11 protein-coding genes are annotated in these 14,002 nt (G+C 73.4%); 6 read left to right on the top strand and 5 right to left on the bottom strand.

The genetic code is table 11. From position 1 onward, the window contains the following. Position 1: 1 nt before the first annotated feature. The 6 genes from narH to OHS33_RS24085 all read left to right on the top strand — a co-directional run bounded on the left by narH (position 2) and on the right by OHS33_RS24085 (position 7,927). Entirely contained in the window at positions 2 to 1,564 is a 1,563-nt protein-coding gene (gene narH / locus OHS33_RS24110; protein ID WP_443065345.1) for a nitrate reductase subunit beta, read from the top strand. Further along, positions 1,561 to 2,229: a nitrate reductase molybdenum cofactor assembly chaperone gene (gene narJ, locus OHS33_RS24105; protein ID WP_330332490.1), complete on the top strand. Its 669-nt coding sequence runs from the start codon at positions 1,561 to 1,563 to the stop codon at positions 2,227 to 2,229. The genes narH and narJ overlap by 4 nt, the downstream gene beginning before the upstream one ends. Further along, positions 2,229 to 2,954: a respiratory nitrate reductase subunit gamma gene (narI, locus tag OHS33_RS24100; protein ID WP_330332489.1), complete on the top strand. Its 726-nt coding sequence runs from the start codon at positions 2,229 to 2,231 to the stop codon at positions 2,952 to 2,954. Before narJ ends, narI begins: the two co-directional genes overlap by 1 nt. After that, positions 2,951 to 4,165, top strand: a complete 1,215-nt coding sequence (locus tag OHS33_RS24095) for a TIGR04053 family radical SAM/SPASM domain-containing protein (RefSeq protein WP_330332488.1) — start codon at positions 2,951 to 2,953, stop codon at positions 4,163 to 4,165. The genes narI and OHS33_RS24095 overlap by 4 nt, the downstream gene beginning before the upstream one ends. 55 nt (positions 4,166 to 4,220) lie before the next feature. Beyond that, a complete protein-coding gene (hemG, locus tag OHS33_RS24090) occupies positions 4,221 to 5,603 on the top strand; it encodes a protoporphyrinogen oxidase (protein ID WP_330332487.1) in 1,383 nt (460 codons plus the stop codon). A gap of 764 nt (positions 5,604 to 6,367) precedes the next feature. Further along, on the top strand, positions 6,368 to 7,927 hold the full coding sequence (locus OHS33_RS24085) for an alpha/beta hydrolase (protein WP_330332486.1): 1,560 nt from the start codon (positions 6,368 to 6,370) through the stop codon (positions 7,925 to 7,927). 76 nt (positions 7,928 to 8,003) lie between these two features. Here OHS33_RS24085 and moeZ read toward each other — a convergent pair whose 3' ends face one another. From moeZ to OHS33_RS24060, 5 genes are all read right to left on the bottom strand, one after another. Beyond that, entirely contained in the window at positions 8,004 to 9,182 is a 1,179-nt protein-coding gene (gene moeZ, locus OHS33_RS24080; protein ID WP_330332485.1) for an adenylyltransferase/sulfurtransferase MoeZ, read from the bottom strand. 81 nt (positions 9,183 to 9,263) lie between these two features. Continuing rightward, positions 9,264 to 10,028 (bottom strand): spherulation-specific family 4 protein, encoded by a 765-nt coding sequence (locus OHS33_RS24075; protein ID WP_330332484.1) that lies wholly within the window; start codon positions 10,026 to 10,028, stop codon positions 9,264 to 9,266. Next, positions 10,016 to 11,011: an NAD-dependent epimerase/dehydratase gene (locus OHS33_RS24070; RefSeq protein ID WP_330332483.1), complete on the bottom strand. Its 996-nt coding sequence runs from the start codon at positions 11,009 to 11,011 to the stop codon at positions 10,016 to 10,018. Before OHS33_RS24070 ends, OHS33_RS24075 begins: the two co-directional genes overlap by 13 nt. A gap of 76 nt (positions 11,012 to 11,087) precedes the next feature. Further along, a complete protein-coding gene (locus OHS33_RS24065) occupies positions 11,088 to 12,281 on the bottom strand; it encodes a hypothetical protein (RefSeq protein ID WP_330332482.1) in 1,194 nt (397 codons plus the stop codon). Then, positions 12,278 to 13,849 carry a DUF3492 domain-containing protein gene (locus tag OHS33_RS24060; RefSeq protein WP_330332481.1) on the bottom strand — a complete coding sequence of 524 codons (1,572 nt, stop codon included), beginning with the start codon at positions 13,847 to 13,849 and terminating at the stop codon, positions 12,278 to 12,280. Before OHS33_RS24060 ends, OHS33_RS24065 begins: the two co-directional genes overlap by 4 nt. Positions 13,850 to 14,002 lie beyond the last annotated feature (153 nt).

Below are 14,002 nucleotides of genomic sequence, written 5' to 3'. Positions count from 1 at the left end.
CATGCCCCGTCGCGAAGCGACTATCGGACGCGTCATGGCTCAAGTCGCGATGGTCATGAACCTCGACAAGTGCATCGGCTGCCACACCTGCTCGGTCACCTGCAAGCAGGCGTGGACCAACCGGCAGGGCACCGAGTACGTCTGGTTCAACAACGTCGAGACCCTCCCCGGCCAGGGCTACCCGCGCCGCTGGGAGGACCAGGAGAAGTGGAAGGGCGGCTGGGAGCGCACCCGGTCCGGCAAGCTGCGGCTCAAGGCGGGCGGGCGGCTCGCCAAGCTCGGCAAGATCTTCGCCAACCCGGACCTGCCGGAGATCTCCGACTACTACCAGCCGTGGACGTACGAGTACAAGAACCTCACCGAGGCCCCGGCGGGCGACGACCTGCCCACCGCCCGGCCCGTCTCGCAGCTCACCGGTGAACCCATCGGCACGATCGAATGGGGTCCGAACTGGGACGACAACCTCGGCGGCGCGCCCACGCACGCCCCGAAGGACCCGATCATCGAGAAGATCCGCGACGAGGTCGGCGAGAAGATCCGCTTCGAGTTCGAGCAGAGCTTCATGTTCTACCTCCCGCGGATCTGCGAGCACTGCCTGAACCCCGCGTGCGTCTCCTCCTGCCCCTCGGGCGCGATGTACAAGCGCGAGGAGGACGGCATCGTCCTGGTGGACCAGGACCAGTGCCGCGGCTGGCGGATGTGCGTCACCGGCTGCCCGTACAAGAAGGTGTACTTCAACCACCGGACCGGCAAGGCCGAGAAGTGCACCCTGTGCTTCCCGCGCATCGAGGTCGGCATGCCGACCGTCTGCTCGGAGACCTGCGTCGGCCGGATGCGCTACCTCGGCGTGATGCTCTACGACGCCGACAAGGTCGCCGAGGCCGCGTCCGTGGAAGACGAGCACGATCTCTATCCCTCGCAGCTGGAGTGCTTCCTCGACCCGCACGACCCGGCCGTGGTGGCCGCCGCCCGCGCGGCCGGCATCACCGACGAATGGCTCGACGCGGCCCGCCGATCCCCGGTGTACGACCTGATCGCGACCTACCAGGTGGCCCTGCCGCTGCATCCGGAGTACCGGACGATGCCGATGGTCTGGTACGTCCCCCCGCTCTCCCCCGTGGTCGAGGCGGTCGCCGCCACCGGCAGCGACGGCGAGGACGCGGGCAACCTCTTCGGCGCCATCGACGAGATGCGCATCCCCGTCGAGTACCTCGCCGAACTGCTGACCGCCGGTGACCCCCACCCCGTGCGGGCGGTGCTGCGCCGGATGGCCGCGATGCGCTCGTACATGCGGCGGATCAACCTCGGCGAGGAGCGCGACGAGTCGATTGCCCGAGCCGTGGGCCTGACGGGCGTGGAGATGGAGGACATGTTCCGGCTGCTGGCCGTCGCCAAGCTGGAGGACCGGTTCGTCATCCCCACCGCGGCCCGCGCCGACGCCGACGCGCTCGCCGGCAGTCACCCGCTGGACGACACCTGTCCCGTGCGCGAAACCGCCGAACCCGCCGGATCCGCGCCCGCGCGGGTCCTGCTCAACATGAGCCCCACGAGGAGGACTTCGTGACACCGGACGCCGTCGTACGACTGGTCGCGGGCTGTGTGCTGCAGTATCCGGGAGACTACTTCCATGACGAACTCCCCCGGCTCCGTGCGGCCCTGGCCGGGGCGGCCCCCGAACAAGCCCAGCGGCTCGGCGCCTTCCTCGACGAGGCCGCGACCCAGAGCCCGATCGAGCTGTGCGCGCAGTACACCTCGACCTTCGACACCCGCAACCGGCGCTGCCTCTACCTCACCTGGTGGGTGGACGGGGACACGCGCCGCCGCGGGCTGTCCCTGGTCCGGCTGAAGCGGATCTACCGGGACTTCGGGCTGGAGTACACGGGTGAGGAACTGCCCGACTTCCTGCCCGTGGCACTGGAGTTCGCCGCCCGCGAGGAAGAGGCCGGCACCCGGCTGCTCCAGGAGCACCGGGCCGGGCTGGAGCTGCTGCGCCTCGCGCTGACCGAATCCGGCTCGCCCTACGCCCGGGTGCTGGAGGCGGTCTGCTCCACGCTGCCCGGCCCCTCCCCCGAGACCAAGGCGGAGGCGAAGGCGCTCGCGAAGAACGGGCCGCCGCAGGAACTGGTGGGCGCGGGCTCGGCCCTCGAACCGTTCGGCCCGGGCCTCGACATGCCCACCGACCTGCCGTGGCCGCAGATTCCGCACGCTCCGAAGGGCGCGGTGGCCTGATGGACCTCCTCCTGTGGGGCGTGCTCCCCTACGTCTCGGCCGCCCTGCTCATCGCGGGCACCGTCTGGCGCGCCCGGTTCGACACGTTCGGCTGGACCACCCACTCCTCGCAGCTGCACGAGTCGCGGCTGCTGCGGATCGGTTCGCCGCTCTTCCACTTCGGCATGCTGTTCGTGGTCATGGGCCATGTCGTGGGCCTGCTGATCCCGAAGGGCTGGACCGACGCGGTGGGCCTGAGCGACCACGCCTACCACCTGCTCGCGATCTCCACCGGCACGGTGGCGGGCATCGCCGCGGCCGCCGGCATCGGGGTGCTGGTGTACCGGCGCTTCACGGTCCCCGCGGTCCGCAAGGCCACCTTGCGCAGCGACCACCTGATGTACGCGTTCCTGCTCGGCGCGATGGTCCTCGGCCTGACGGCGACGCTCCTCAACTCCACCGGCATGACCGGCGATTACAACTACCGGACCGGGATCTCCGTGTGGTTCCGAAGCCTGTTCGCCTTCCAGCCGGACTACCACCTGATGGCGGGCGCCCCGCTCGCCTTCCGGCTGCACATCCTGTTCGGGTTCACGCTGTTCGCGCTGATCCCCTACTCCCGGCTGGTGCACATGTTCTCGGTGCCGCTGAAGTACCTCTTCCGGCCCTACGTCGTCTACCGCAAGCGGGACCCGGAGCAGCTGGCGAACCGCGCCACGAAGCGCGGCTGGGAGCGCGTCTCATGACCACTCCCCCTCCCCCGCCTCCTGTCCCGCGCACCGTTGTGCGCAAGCCCGTGCACGCGGTCTCCGAACGGCCCTTCATCGTCATCTGGGAGTCCACCCGGGCCTGCCCGCTGGCCTGCCTGCACTGCAGGGCCGAGGCGCGGACCGCCCGCGACCCCGCCGAGCTGGACGGCCGTGACGCCCGGCGGGTCATGGACCAGATCGCCGCCTTCGGCAAGCCCGGCCCGCTGTTCGTCATCACCGGCGGCGACCCCTTCCAGCGCGCCGACCTCACCGAGCTGGTCGCGTACGGCGCCTCGCTGGGCCTGCGGGTCGCGGTCTCGCCCTCCGGTACGCCGACCCTCACCCGGGAGAACCTGGCCGCCGTCCGCGAGGCCGGGGCGATCGCGCTGTCCCTCTCGCTGGACGGGTCGACCGCCGCGCGGCACGACAGCTTCCGCGGGGTCGACGGGGTCTTCGACTGGACCCTGGAGGGCTGGCGCACGGCCCGGGAGCTCGGGCTCAAGGTGCAGATCAACACCACGGTGACCCGCGAGAGTCTGGAGGACCTCGCCGACATCGCGGCGCTGGTCCGGCGCGAGATCGCGATGCTGTGGTCCGGCTTCGTGCTGGTCCCGACGGGCCGCGGCGGGCAGCTGGCGTCCCTGACCCCGGCCGAGATCGAGGACGTACTGCACTTCCTCTACGACTGCGGCGCCGTGATGGCCACCAAGACCACCGAGGGCCACCACTTCCGCCGGGTCGCGCTCCAGCGCACCATCCTCGACGCGAAGGGCGAGCGGCCGGTGCTCGGACCGCTGTACGAGCGGCTCACGGCGCGGGCGCACGAGCTGGGCGTCTTCGACGGCGCGCGGCGCGCGGTGCGCAGGCCGCCGATGGACGTGTCCTCGGGGCGCGGCTTCGTCTTCATCTCGCACACCGGCGAGGTGCACCCCAGCGGGTTCCTGCCGGTCTCGGCGGGCAACGTGAAGAACCACGCGCTGGCCGAGATCTACCGGGGCTCGGCGCTGTTCACCACGCTGCGGGACCCGGAGCTGCTGCGCGGGAAGTGCGGGGCGTGCGAGTTCAAGACGGTGTGCGGGGGTTCGCGGTCGCGGGCCTACGGGTTCACCGGTGACGTGCTGGAGGCCGACCCCTATTGCGCGTACGAGCCGGGGAGCTTCCCCCACCAGGACGAGCTGCGGGTCCTGACCGAAAGCATGAGGCACTGACGCACCACCTTCCCTTATGTTACGTAGGGGAACATATCGGTCACGGGAGAAGACAATGCGATCAGTGATCGTCGTCGGTGGCGGCATCAGCGGCCTGGCGGCCGCCTGGCAGCTTCGCGGCGCGGCGGACGTCACCGTCCTGGAGAGCCACACGAAGGTCGGCGGCAAACTGCGCACCGGCACCATCGCGGGCATCACCGTGGACGAAGGTGCGGAGTCCCTGATGGCCCTGCGCCCCGAAGCCGTCGAACTCGCGGCGGCGGTCGGACTCGGGGACGCGCTCTGCGACCCCGCGCAGGCCCCCACCACCATCTGGACCAACGGCGGTCTGCGGCCCCTGCCCGCCGGGCACGTCATGGGCGTCCCCACCGACCCGGGCGCCCTGGCCGGCACTGGGCTCCTCTCCCCCGCGGGCGTCGCCCGGGTCGCCGCCGAGGAGACCCTCGACGCGCCCTCTCTCACCGAGGACTGCTCGGTCGCCGCGTACCTCTCCTCCCGGTTCGGGCAGGAAGCCGTGGACCGGCTCATCGAACCCCTCCTCGGCGGCATCTACGCCGGACGCGCCGACCGGCTCTCGCTGCGCGCCGCCATGCCGCGGATCGCGGCCCTCGCCGAACAGGGCGGGCCGCTGCTGCCCGCGCTGCGCCGGATGCGGGCGGCGGGCGCGCCGCGCTCAGCGGCCGTCGCCGTCCAGGGCGTGAGCGGTGGCACCGGCCGCTTCCCCGCCGCCGTCGCCGGAGCGTGCGGTGCGCGGATCCTCACCGGTACGACGGCCCGCTCGCTCCAGCAGACCGCGGGCGGGCGGTGGCGGGTCCTCGCCATGACCGGCGACGGGCCGCTGACCATGGAGGCGGACGCGGTGATCCTCGCGCTGCCGGCCTTCGCGGCGGCGGAACTGCTGCGGCCGCACTCGCCGCTGGCCGAGGCCGAGCTGGCGGGCATCGCGCACGCCTCGACGGCGGTCATCACGATGGCCTTCTCCCGGGCGCAGGCGCACTTCCTGCCCGAGGGCAACGGGTTCCTCGTCCCGCCGGTGGACGGGCACACCCTGAAGGCGGCCTCCTTCCTCTCCAACAAGTGGGCCTGGCTGGGTACCTCCGCCCCCGACACCTTCGTCCTACGGGCGTCCATCGGGCGGATCGGCGAGAACGAACTCCTGGACCGGCCCGACCGGCACCTGGTGCGGACCGCGATCGCCGAACTCCACCACGCGGTGGGGCCGATGGGCGAGCCGGTCGCGACGCGGGTGACCCGGTGGGACCGGGGGCTGCCGCAGTACGGGGTCGGGCACCGGGAGCGGGTGGCGCGGATCCGCGAGGCCGTGGGGAAGCTGCCGGGCCTGGCCGTGTGCGGGGCCGCGTACGAAGGCGTCGGCGTAGCCGCCTGCGTAGCCACCGCCCGCACCGCCGCCCGCTCCCTCCTCCAGGCCGCGGCCTGACCGCAGCCACCCCGGCCCACTCCAGCCCCGCCGGCGTTTGAGGCGCCGCCGGAGGCCCCACGGCCGGGTCCGCACCGTCCACCCCGGGCTCAGCCCAATCCAGCCCCGCCGGCGTTTGAGGCGCCGCCGGAGGCCCCACGGCCGGGTCCGCACCGTCCACCCCGGGCTCAGCCCAATCCAGCCCCGCCGGCGTTTGAGGCGCCGCCGGAGGCCCCACGGCCGGGTCCGCACCGTCCACCCCGGGCTCAGCCCAATCCAGCCCCGCCGGCGTTTGAGGCGCCGCCGGAGGCCCCACGGCCGGGTCCGCACCGTCCACCCCGGGCTCAGCCCAATCCAGCCCCGCCGGCGTTTGAGGCGCCGCCGGAGGCCCCACGGCCGGGTCCGCACCGTCCACCCCGGGCTCAGCCCAATCCAGCCCCGCCGGCGTTTGAGGCGCCGCCGGAGGCACCCCGGCTACGGCCGGGCCCGCACCGTCCAGCCTCCAGGAGGTGCCCCGGGTGCGGTCCGGCTGTGGCCGGTGTCGCCTCCGGCGGCGCCTCAAACGCCGGCGAGGCTGGATTTCGCTGCCCTGGCTGGGATTGGCCGCCCCCGGCTGGAGCGGCCGTCAGGCCGACGGGCCTCCGGCGGCGCCTCAAACGCCGGCGAGGCTGGGTTTGGCCGCCCTGGCTGGGTTTGGCCGCCCCTGGCCTCGGCGGCCGGAGCCGTGGGGACACGAACGGGCCATGGCGGGGGCGGGGGGGAAGGGGCGGCGCCAGGATGGGGGCATGCCCAATGCCCTGCGGGTCACCGCCGCCGCCGCCACCGTCCTCGCGCTGCTTTCCACCGGCGCCTGCTCCGACGGCGGCAAGGACACCACCAAGGGCAAGGAGAACGCCCCGGGCGCCCAGGCCGCCCCGTCCTGGAAGCCCTGCCCGCCCCCCTCCGCCGCACAGGGCGCGGGCACCGGCCAGCCGCCCGGCAAGGACTGGGAGTGCGCCACCCTCGACGTGCCCCTGGACTACGCGAAGCCCGGCGGCGAGACCCTCCCGCTCGCCCTGATCCGCGCCAAGAGCACCGGCCCGAAGGGCTCCCGCCTCGGCTCCCTCGTCTTCAACTTCGGCGGCCCCGGCGGCTCCGGCATCGCCGCCCTGCCCGGCGCCGCCAAGGAGTACACCGCGCTGCGCGCCCGCTACGACCTGGTCAGCTTCGACCCGCGCGGGGTCGGCCGCAGCGCCCCGGTGCTGTGCGAGAGCGACGCGCAGCTCGACCGGTACTACGCCGCCGACAACACCCCGGAGACCCCGGCCCAGGAGCAGGCGTACCTGGCGGGCATCAAGACGTACCGCGACGGCTGCGTCCGCAATTCCGGCAGGCTCCTCCCGTACGTCGGCACCGAGAACGCGGCCCGCGACCTCGACCGGCTGCGCCAGGCCCTGGGCGACGAGAAGCTCCACTACTTCGGCATCTCCTACGGCACCGAGCTGGGCGGGGTCTACGCGCACCTGTTCCCGAAGAACGTCGGCCGGGCCGTCTTCGACGCGGTCGTCGACCCGACGAAGACCGCCGAGGAGGGTGCGCTGGGCCAGGCGAAGGGGTTCCAGCTGGCCCTCGGCAACTTCGAGCAGGACTGCGTGGACCGCGGGGACGCCTGCCGCCTCCAGGGCAGCACCCCCAAGGAGATCGACGCGAACATCGTGAAGTTGCAGAAAGCGCTGGCCGCCAAGCCCATCGAGGGCGCCGGCGGCAGGCCGCTGACCGCGTCGGCCGCGACCAACGGCATCGCCTACGCCCTGTACTCCAAGGAGGGCTGGCCGCTGCTGGAGCAGGGGCTCGACGAGGCCGAGGGCGGCCAGGGGCAGTTGCTGCTCGTGATGTCGGACGCGCTCAACGGCCGCGACCCCAAGGGCACCTACAACAACATCGGTGCGGCGAACACCGCGATCAACTGCGCGGACTCCAAGGAGCGCTTCACGCTGGCGCAGACGAAGGCCAAGCTCCCGGCGTTCCGCGCCGCCTCCGCCGTCTTCGGCGACTTCCTGGGCTGGGGCCTGCTGGGCTGCACCGACTGGCCGGTCAAGGGCGCCTTCGACACCCCGGACGTGAGCGCCCCGGGCGCCGCGCCGATCGTGGTGATCGGCAACACCGGCGACCCGGCCACCCCGTACGAGGGGGCGCGGAAGATGGTGGAGCGGCTCGGCCCGGGCGTGGGCGTGGAGCTGACGTACAAGGGCGAGGGCCACGGCGCCTACAACAGCGGCGACCCGTGCGTGCAGAAGGCGGTGGACGCCTACCTGCTGGACGGCAAGGTCCCGGCCGCCAAGGCCGTCTGCACCCCACCTGTCTGAGGAATGAGCGAAGGGGTCCTTCCGCGCGCATCGTGCGCGGAAGGACCCCTTCGCATGTGCCGCCCAGTGGATAGACCTAGTAGATCGGCTTCTCCGGCTCGATCTGGTGGACCCAGCCGATGACGCCGCCGCCGACGTGCACCGCGTCCGCGAAGCCCGCGGACTTCAGGACCGCGAGGACTTCCGCACTGCGGACACCCGTCTTGCAGTGCAAGACGATCCGCTTGTCCTGGGGCAGGTCCGCCAGGGCGGTGCCCATCAGGAACTCGCCCTTGGGGATCAGCTTCGCGCCGGGGATCGAGACGATCTCGTACTCGTTGATCTCACGGACGTCGATGATCTCGATCGGCTCGTCGTTGTCGATCCACTCCTTGAGCTGCTTGGGAGTGATCGTCGAACCGGCGGCCGCTTCCTGCGCCTCCTCGGACACGACGCCGCAGAAGGCCTCGTAGTCGATGAGTTCGGTGACGGTCGCGTTCGGACCGCAGACCGCGCAGTCGGGGTCCTTGCGGACCTTGACCTGGCGGTACTGCATCTCCAGGGCGTCGTAGATCATCAGGCGGCCGACCAGCGGCTCACCGATGCCGGTCAGGACCTTGATGGCCTCGGTGACCTGGATGGAGCCGATGGACGCGCAGAGCACGCCCAGCACGCCGCCCTCGGCGCAGGAGGGAACCATGCCCGGCGGGGGCGGCTCCGGGTAGAGGCAGCGGTAGCACGGGCCGTGCTCGGACCAGAAGACCGAGGCCTGGCCGTCGAAGCGGTAGATCGAGCCCCAGACGTACGGCTTGTTCAGCAGCACGCAGGCGTCGTTGACGAGGTAACGGGTGGCGAAGTTGTCCGTGCCGTCGACGATCAGGTCGTACTGGCTGAAGATCTCCATCACGTTCTCGGCTTCGAGCCGCTCTTCGTGGAGGATCACGTTCACGTACGGGTTGATGCCGAGCACGCTGTCGCGCGCCGACTGCGCCTTCGAGCGGCCGATGTCCGCCTGGCTGTGGATGATCTGGCGCTGCAGGTTCGACTCGTCGACCTCGTCGAACTCCACGATGCCGAGCGTGCCGACGCCGGCCGCGGCCAGGTACATCAGGGCGGGGGAACCGAGGCCGCCGGCGCCCACCGCGAGCACCTTGGCGTTCTTCAGGCGCTTCTGCCCGTCCATCCCGACGTCCGGGATGATCAGGTGGCGGGAGTACCGACGGACCTCGTCAACGGTGAGCTCAGCAGCTGGCTCTACCAGGGGTGGCAGCGACACGGGCACTCCAGGCGGGTCATCCCCGCGCCAGCGGGGAGCTTTAAAGTGTTGTTCTAGTCCGCAACACTGCCACGGCCCACTTCATTCCGAGACACTCGTCCCGATCCGCGAGACGATTTCGTCCCAGTACCCGGGCATCGAGGCCCACGGGTCGCTGCCCGCCCGCGTTCCGGGCCGGTCGGTGAACCAGATCGTGCCCGCGCCCTGCCAGCGGGCGACCCGCACGGCCTCCTCCAGATGCGTGCGCGGCACCCCGTGCACGAAGTGGCAGAACCGCTCCGGCGGATGGTCCGCCGTCCACTCCGCCACCTGCGACCAGCGGTAGTCGGCCCAGCTCCCGGAGAAGGTGACCAGCTGGTCGGCGGTGTCGGCGTAGCCCGCGTACGGGTGGGTACCGTGCCCGAGCACCAGGTGCGGGACGTTCCCGCCGGTCCCGAGCGTGCGCAGGGTGTCCGTCACCTTGCGCACGGCGTCCAGCCCGTCCCGGCCCGCCGGGGCGTCGGCCAGGTAGAAACCGCCGACCCGGTACCAGTCGGCGAACCGGTGGGCGTCCGAGATCAGCTCGCCGAAGCACCGCTCGCCGTCCCGCATCGCGAGATGACCGAGTACGGTGCCACCCGTTTCCCGGATCCGGACGGCCGCCTGCGAACAGTGCGGGTCGGGCCGCTGCCCGGGGCCGCCCGCCACGTTCAGGACGGCCCAGTGCAGCGGGGTGCCGGGCCGGGACAGCTCGGCCCACTCGGCGGGGGCGACCAGCGGATGCCCGTACCCGGGGACCCCGAGGCCCAGCCGGCCGGCCTCGCTGGCCGCCCGCCGCGCCCCGGGCGGGGTGGTCAGATGCGGCACGCCGCCTCCATCCAGATGTCCGCGAGCGATTCCTCCAGATTGATCCGGGGCCGCCAGCCCAGCCGGTCGCGGGCCGTGCGGACATCGGCCTGCTGCCAGGTGCCGCAGCCGTCCGGGTACGGGTACGGCGGCGGGGCGGCGGCCAGCTGCTCGGCCGTGGCCTCGGCGCGCGGGGAGCCGATCGCGGCCAGGCCCGCGGGGCGGCCGGGGTGCGCGTGCGGCTGCTGCGGCCCGTCGAGTTCGTGGATGGCGCCGCCGTAGCCCGCGACCCGGGCCAGGACGGCGGCCGCGTCGCGCAGCCGGACCGCGCGGCCGGTGCCGATGTTGACGACGCCCTGCGCGGCGGACAGCGAGGCCGCGTGCACGGCCCGCGCCACGTCCCGTACGTCGACGAAGTCGCGCTGTACGCCGAGTCCGCTGAGCTTCAGCTCCGCGTCCCCGGCCTGCATCGCGCGGCGCATCGCCTCGGCGAGGCGGCCGAGCGGGGACCCGGCGGGGGTGCCGGGGCCGACGGGTGAGAACACCCGCAGGACGACCGCGTCGAGCCCGGACCCGAGGACGAGTTCGGTGGCGGCGAGCTTGCTGACGCCGTACGGCCCGCCGGGTCTCGGCACGGCGTCCTCGGCCGTGGACGATCCGGGCTGGCTGGGCCCGTATTCGGCGGCGCAGCCGAGCTGCACCAGCCGGGCCCCGCAGCCGCTGCGGCGCAGCGATTCGCAGACCGTCGCGACGGCGACGGTGTTGTGCCGGGTCAGCTCGCGGGCGCCGCCGCGGGTGGCGCCCGCGCAGTTGATCACGACGCCCGGGTGGACGGCGTCGAGGAAGCGGGTGAGCGCGCCGGGACTGCCGGTGGCGAGGTCGAAGCGCACGTCCGCGTCGTCGCCGCGGCCCAGCGCGGTGAGCTGGACGGCGGGGTCGGCGAGCAGCCGGTCCGCGACGTAGCGGCCGAGGTATCCGTTGGCTCCGATCAGCAGCACCCTCATCGCGCGGCCCCGTGGTCGTTTGGCTGGCCCGTCATGTCTGTTTCTCCTTGTTGGCGCGGTCAGGTCGGTGGGGCGGTCAGGTCCGTGCGTGGGCGGATGCGCGGGAGAGCGCGACCGTGGCGTGCACGAGCAGGGCGGCGGCGGCCGCGGCGGCGGCCACCGGGTCCGGGATCAGCGCCACCGCGAGGGCGGCGGCCGCCGGGATCCGGTGCGGTGTGTGGCGGACCAGCAGCCGGGTGAGGAAGAGGAGCACCGCGAGGGGCACGGCGACCGCGAGCGGGGCTCCGAGGAGGACGAGCGGGACGGCCGCGAGGACGGTGAAGCAGGCCACCGCCCCGACGAGCAGCGGCCGGACCCCCGCCGCGAAGTCCTCCAGCGCCCGGCTCCCGGCGAGGCGGCGGCGGGCGCGGGCCGCGAAGGCCGCGTCGCACCAGTGCGCGGGGGCGGCCGCCAGGGCGAGTCCGACGGCGAGCGGGGTGCCGAGCGGGGTGCCGAGCCGGTACACGGCGTACCCGGTGGCCGCGGCGGCGAGCAGCTGGGCGGGCCAGGGGCGGCGGCGCCCGCCGGTGCGGGGGCGGGCGAGGCCGCCGACGGTGCACGCGACGGCGAGGGCGGCCACCCAGGGGGCGGGGCCCGCGAGCAGGGCGGCGCCGAGTGCGAGCGCGCCGGGGAGCAGGGCGTACGCCGCCCCGCGCAGGTCCGCCGCGTCGGCCCCGGCGGGGGCGGTGGTGCGGGGGGCGCCGGGCAGTTCGCCGGGCAGTTCGCCGCGCGGGACCCGGGCGTACAGCTCTTCGGCGAGGGAGAAGACGTCCCGGTGCCGGAACCTTGCGGCGGTGCGGTCGGTGATCCCGTGGGCCTCCAGTCCGGCGGCGATCTCCAGCGGGTCTACGGCCCGTTCGCACAGGTCCCGGTGCCGGTGCATCAGTGCCTTGACGGGGTCTCCGCTGGCGCGGCGGCGTCCGGTGACGGTCCCTGCGGGGGGCGCGTCGGCCCCTGCGGGGCCCCCGGGGCTCCGCCCCGGACCCCGCGCCTCAAACGCCGGCGGGGCTGGAATTGCCTCCGCCGCCGGCGAGGCTGGGGGTGGCGGCAGCAACGCCGACGAGACTGGCAGCTCCGGTGCGGGCGCGAGGCGGAGTACGAGGGTGGTCTCCGGCGACGGGGACTGGTCCTCGGCCAGGGCGTCGTCCGGCAGCGGGTCCGGGGCCGGTACGAGGACCGGGCGCCTGGCCAGGTCGTAGAGCGACGGGGTGGTGTCCGGGTGGGTCGTCATACCGTCGCCTCCGGGGAGGGGGCCCACGTCGGGGTGGTCCAGTGGCCCGGCACGCGGGCCTCCGGCGGATGCGTGAAGGGGGCGTCGGCGGGCGGGCAGGCCGCGCCGTCGGCGATGAGCTGGAGGTAGATCTCGCGGAAGGCGGCCACGTTCTGCTCGACGGTGAAGAGTTCCAGGGCCCGGGCCCTGGCCGCCGCCCCCAGCCGCCGGGCGCGTTCCGGGTCGCGCAGCAGGGTCAGGCAGGCGTCCGCGAGGGCGCGCGGGTTGCGCGGCGGGACCACCAGTCCGGTGCCGCCGATGACCTCGCACACCGCGCCCACGTCGGTGGAGACGGTGGCCCGGCCGCAGAACATGGCTTCGACGAGCCGGATCGGGAAGCCCTCGACCACCGAGGACAGCACGGTGACCGGGGCGGAGCCGTACGCGTCGGACAGGGCCGGGGTCTCCGGTCCGCCGATCTCCTCGAAGGTGACGGGGCTCTCGCCGACCGTCACCGCGTCGGCCGCCTCGTCCGGGAAGAGCTGGGCCGCCAGTGAGCGGCAGTCGGCCAGGTACCCCGGCGCCGCCGCGGTCGCGAAGATGCGCAGCCGGGTGTCCGGTTCGGCCCGCCGCACCTCCGCGAAGGCGTGCAGCAGCGCGATGAGGTCCTTGGCCGGTTCTATCCGGCCCACCCACACCAGCGTGGCGGGGTCACCGTGGTCGGCGGCCTCCCCGACGGTGGCGAATCGGTCCGCCTCCATCCCCGGGTAGACCGTCCGCAGCCGCTCCCGGGTGGCCCCGCACCGCTCCTGCCAGCGCCGCGCGTGGGCGTTGCCGGGGGTGAGCAGGTCGGCCCGGGCGTAGATCTCGGCGGCGAGCCGGACCTGGAAGGCGCCGAGCAGGGCCCGCAGCGCCGGGCGTTCCTCCGTGTGCTCCAGGTAGTGCGCCCGGAGCTGGACTCCGTACTCCGTGACGAGCAGCGGCACTCCGAAGAAGCGTTTGGCCACCAGCCCGGGCAGCGCGGCCAGCCCGCCCGCCGCCGCGTGGCAGATGTCGACGGCGCCGAGTTCCTCGTACCAGTCCAGGCTGAGCGGGCGCAGCGCGCGCTCCAGTTCGTCGACGAACGCGAGCAGGTCGGGAACCTGGGCGGCCTGGACGGCGCGGCTCGCGCCGGGCGCCCGGCAGGCGGATTCGACGGCCCGCACCGCGGTCTCGGACCGGATGGCCGCGTACAGGCCGCCCTGGTCCCGGGCGAGTTCGGCCAGTCCGTACAGTCCGGCGGCGAACGGCTCCGCCTCCCCGGCGCAGATCCCGTGCACCAGGTCCGTGAAGCAGGCCAGGAACCGGCGCCGTTCGCGGCGCGAGTGGGTCCGGCCGTCGTCGTCGGGGGCCCACAGGGGGGCCGTGCGCACCCGTGTGACGTGGGCGGGCAGCGGCACCCGGCCGCGCTCCTCCTGCCCGGCGCTGCGGCTCAGCGCGTACAGCTCGAACTCGTGCTGCGGAAGCCCGCGCACCAGCCGGTCGCACCACACCCTCGCTTCGCCCGTCGCATACGGATAACCACCTTCCGTGAGCAGTGCGATCCGCACGAGTGGCACCCCCGATCTCCCGTTCAGGCGGCCTCCGTCGGTCCGGTGACCCGCCGCGAGAACTCAAGCGGATATGCCGAAGGCGCGACGGACGGTTGTCCATCGCGCCACCGGAAGGGGTGAAGAGTCGTAACTTTCCCGTACGGTTCGCGT

It is taken from the genome of Streptomyces sp. NBC_00536 (assembly GCF_036346295.1).
Lineage (GTDB): Bacteria > Actinomycetota > Actinomycetes > Streptomycetales > Streptomycetaceae > Streptomyces.
Note: the sequence above shows the minus strand (reverse complement) of the source record. Positions and strands in the feature narration are given on the sequence as shown.

Coding starts and splice junctions, on each gene's coding strand:
- OHS33_RS24095 (WP_330332488.1), top strand. CDS start 2,951: ATGACCACTCCCCCTCCCCCGCCTCCTGTCCCGCGCACCGTTGTGCGC.
- narI (WP_330332489.1), top strand. CDS start 2,229: ATGGACCTCCTCCTGTGGGGCGTGCTCCCCTACGTCTCGGCCGCCCTG.
- OHS33_RS24065 (WP_330332482.1), bottom strand. CDS start 12,281: ATGACGACCCACCCGGACACCACCCCGTCGCTCTACGACCTGGCCAGG.
- narH (WP_443065345.1), top strand. CDS start 2: ATGCCCCGTCGCGAAGCGACTATCGGACGCGTCATGGCTCAAGTCGCG.
- hemG (WP_330332487.1), top strand. CDS start 4,221: ATGCGATCAGTGATCGTCGTCGGTGGCGGCATCAGCGGCCTGGCGGCC.
- OHS33_RS24085 (WP_330332486.1), top strand. CDS start 6,368: ATGCCCAATGCCCTGCGGGTCACCGCCGCCGCCGCCACCGTCCTCGCG.
- OHS33_RS24070 (WP_330332483.1), bottom strand. CDS start 11,011: ATGAGGGTGCTGCTGATCGGAGCCAACGGATACCTCGGCCGCTACGTC.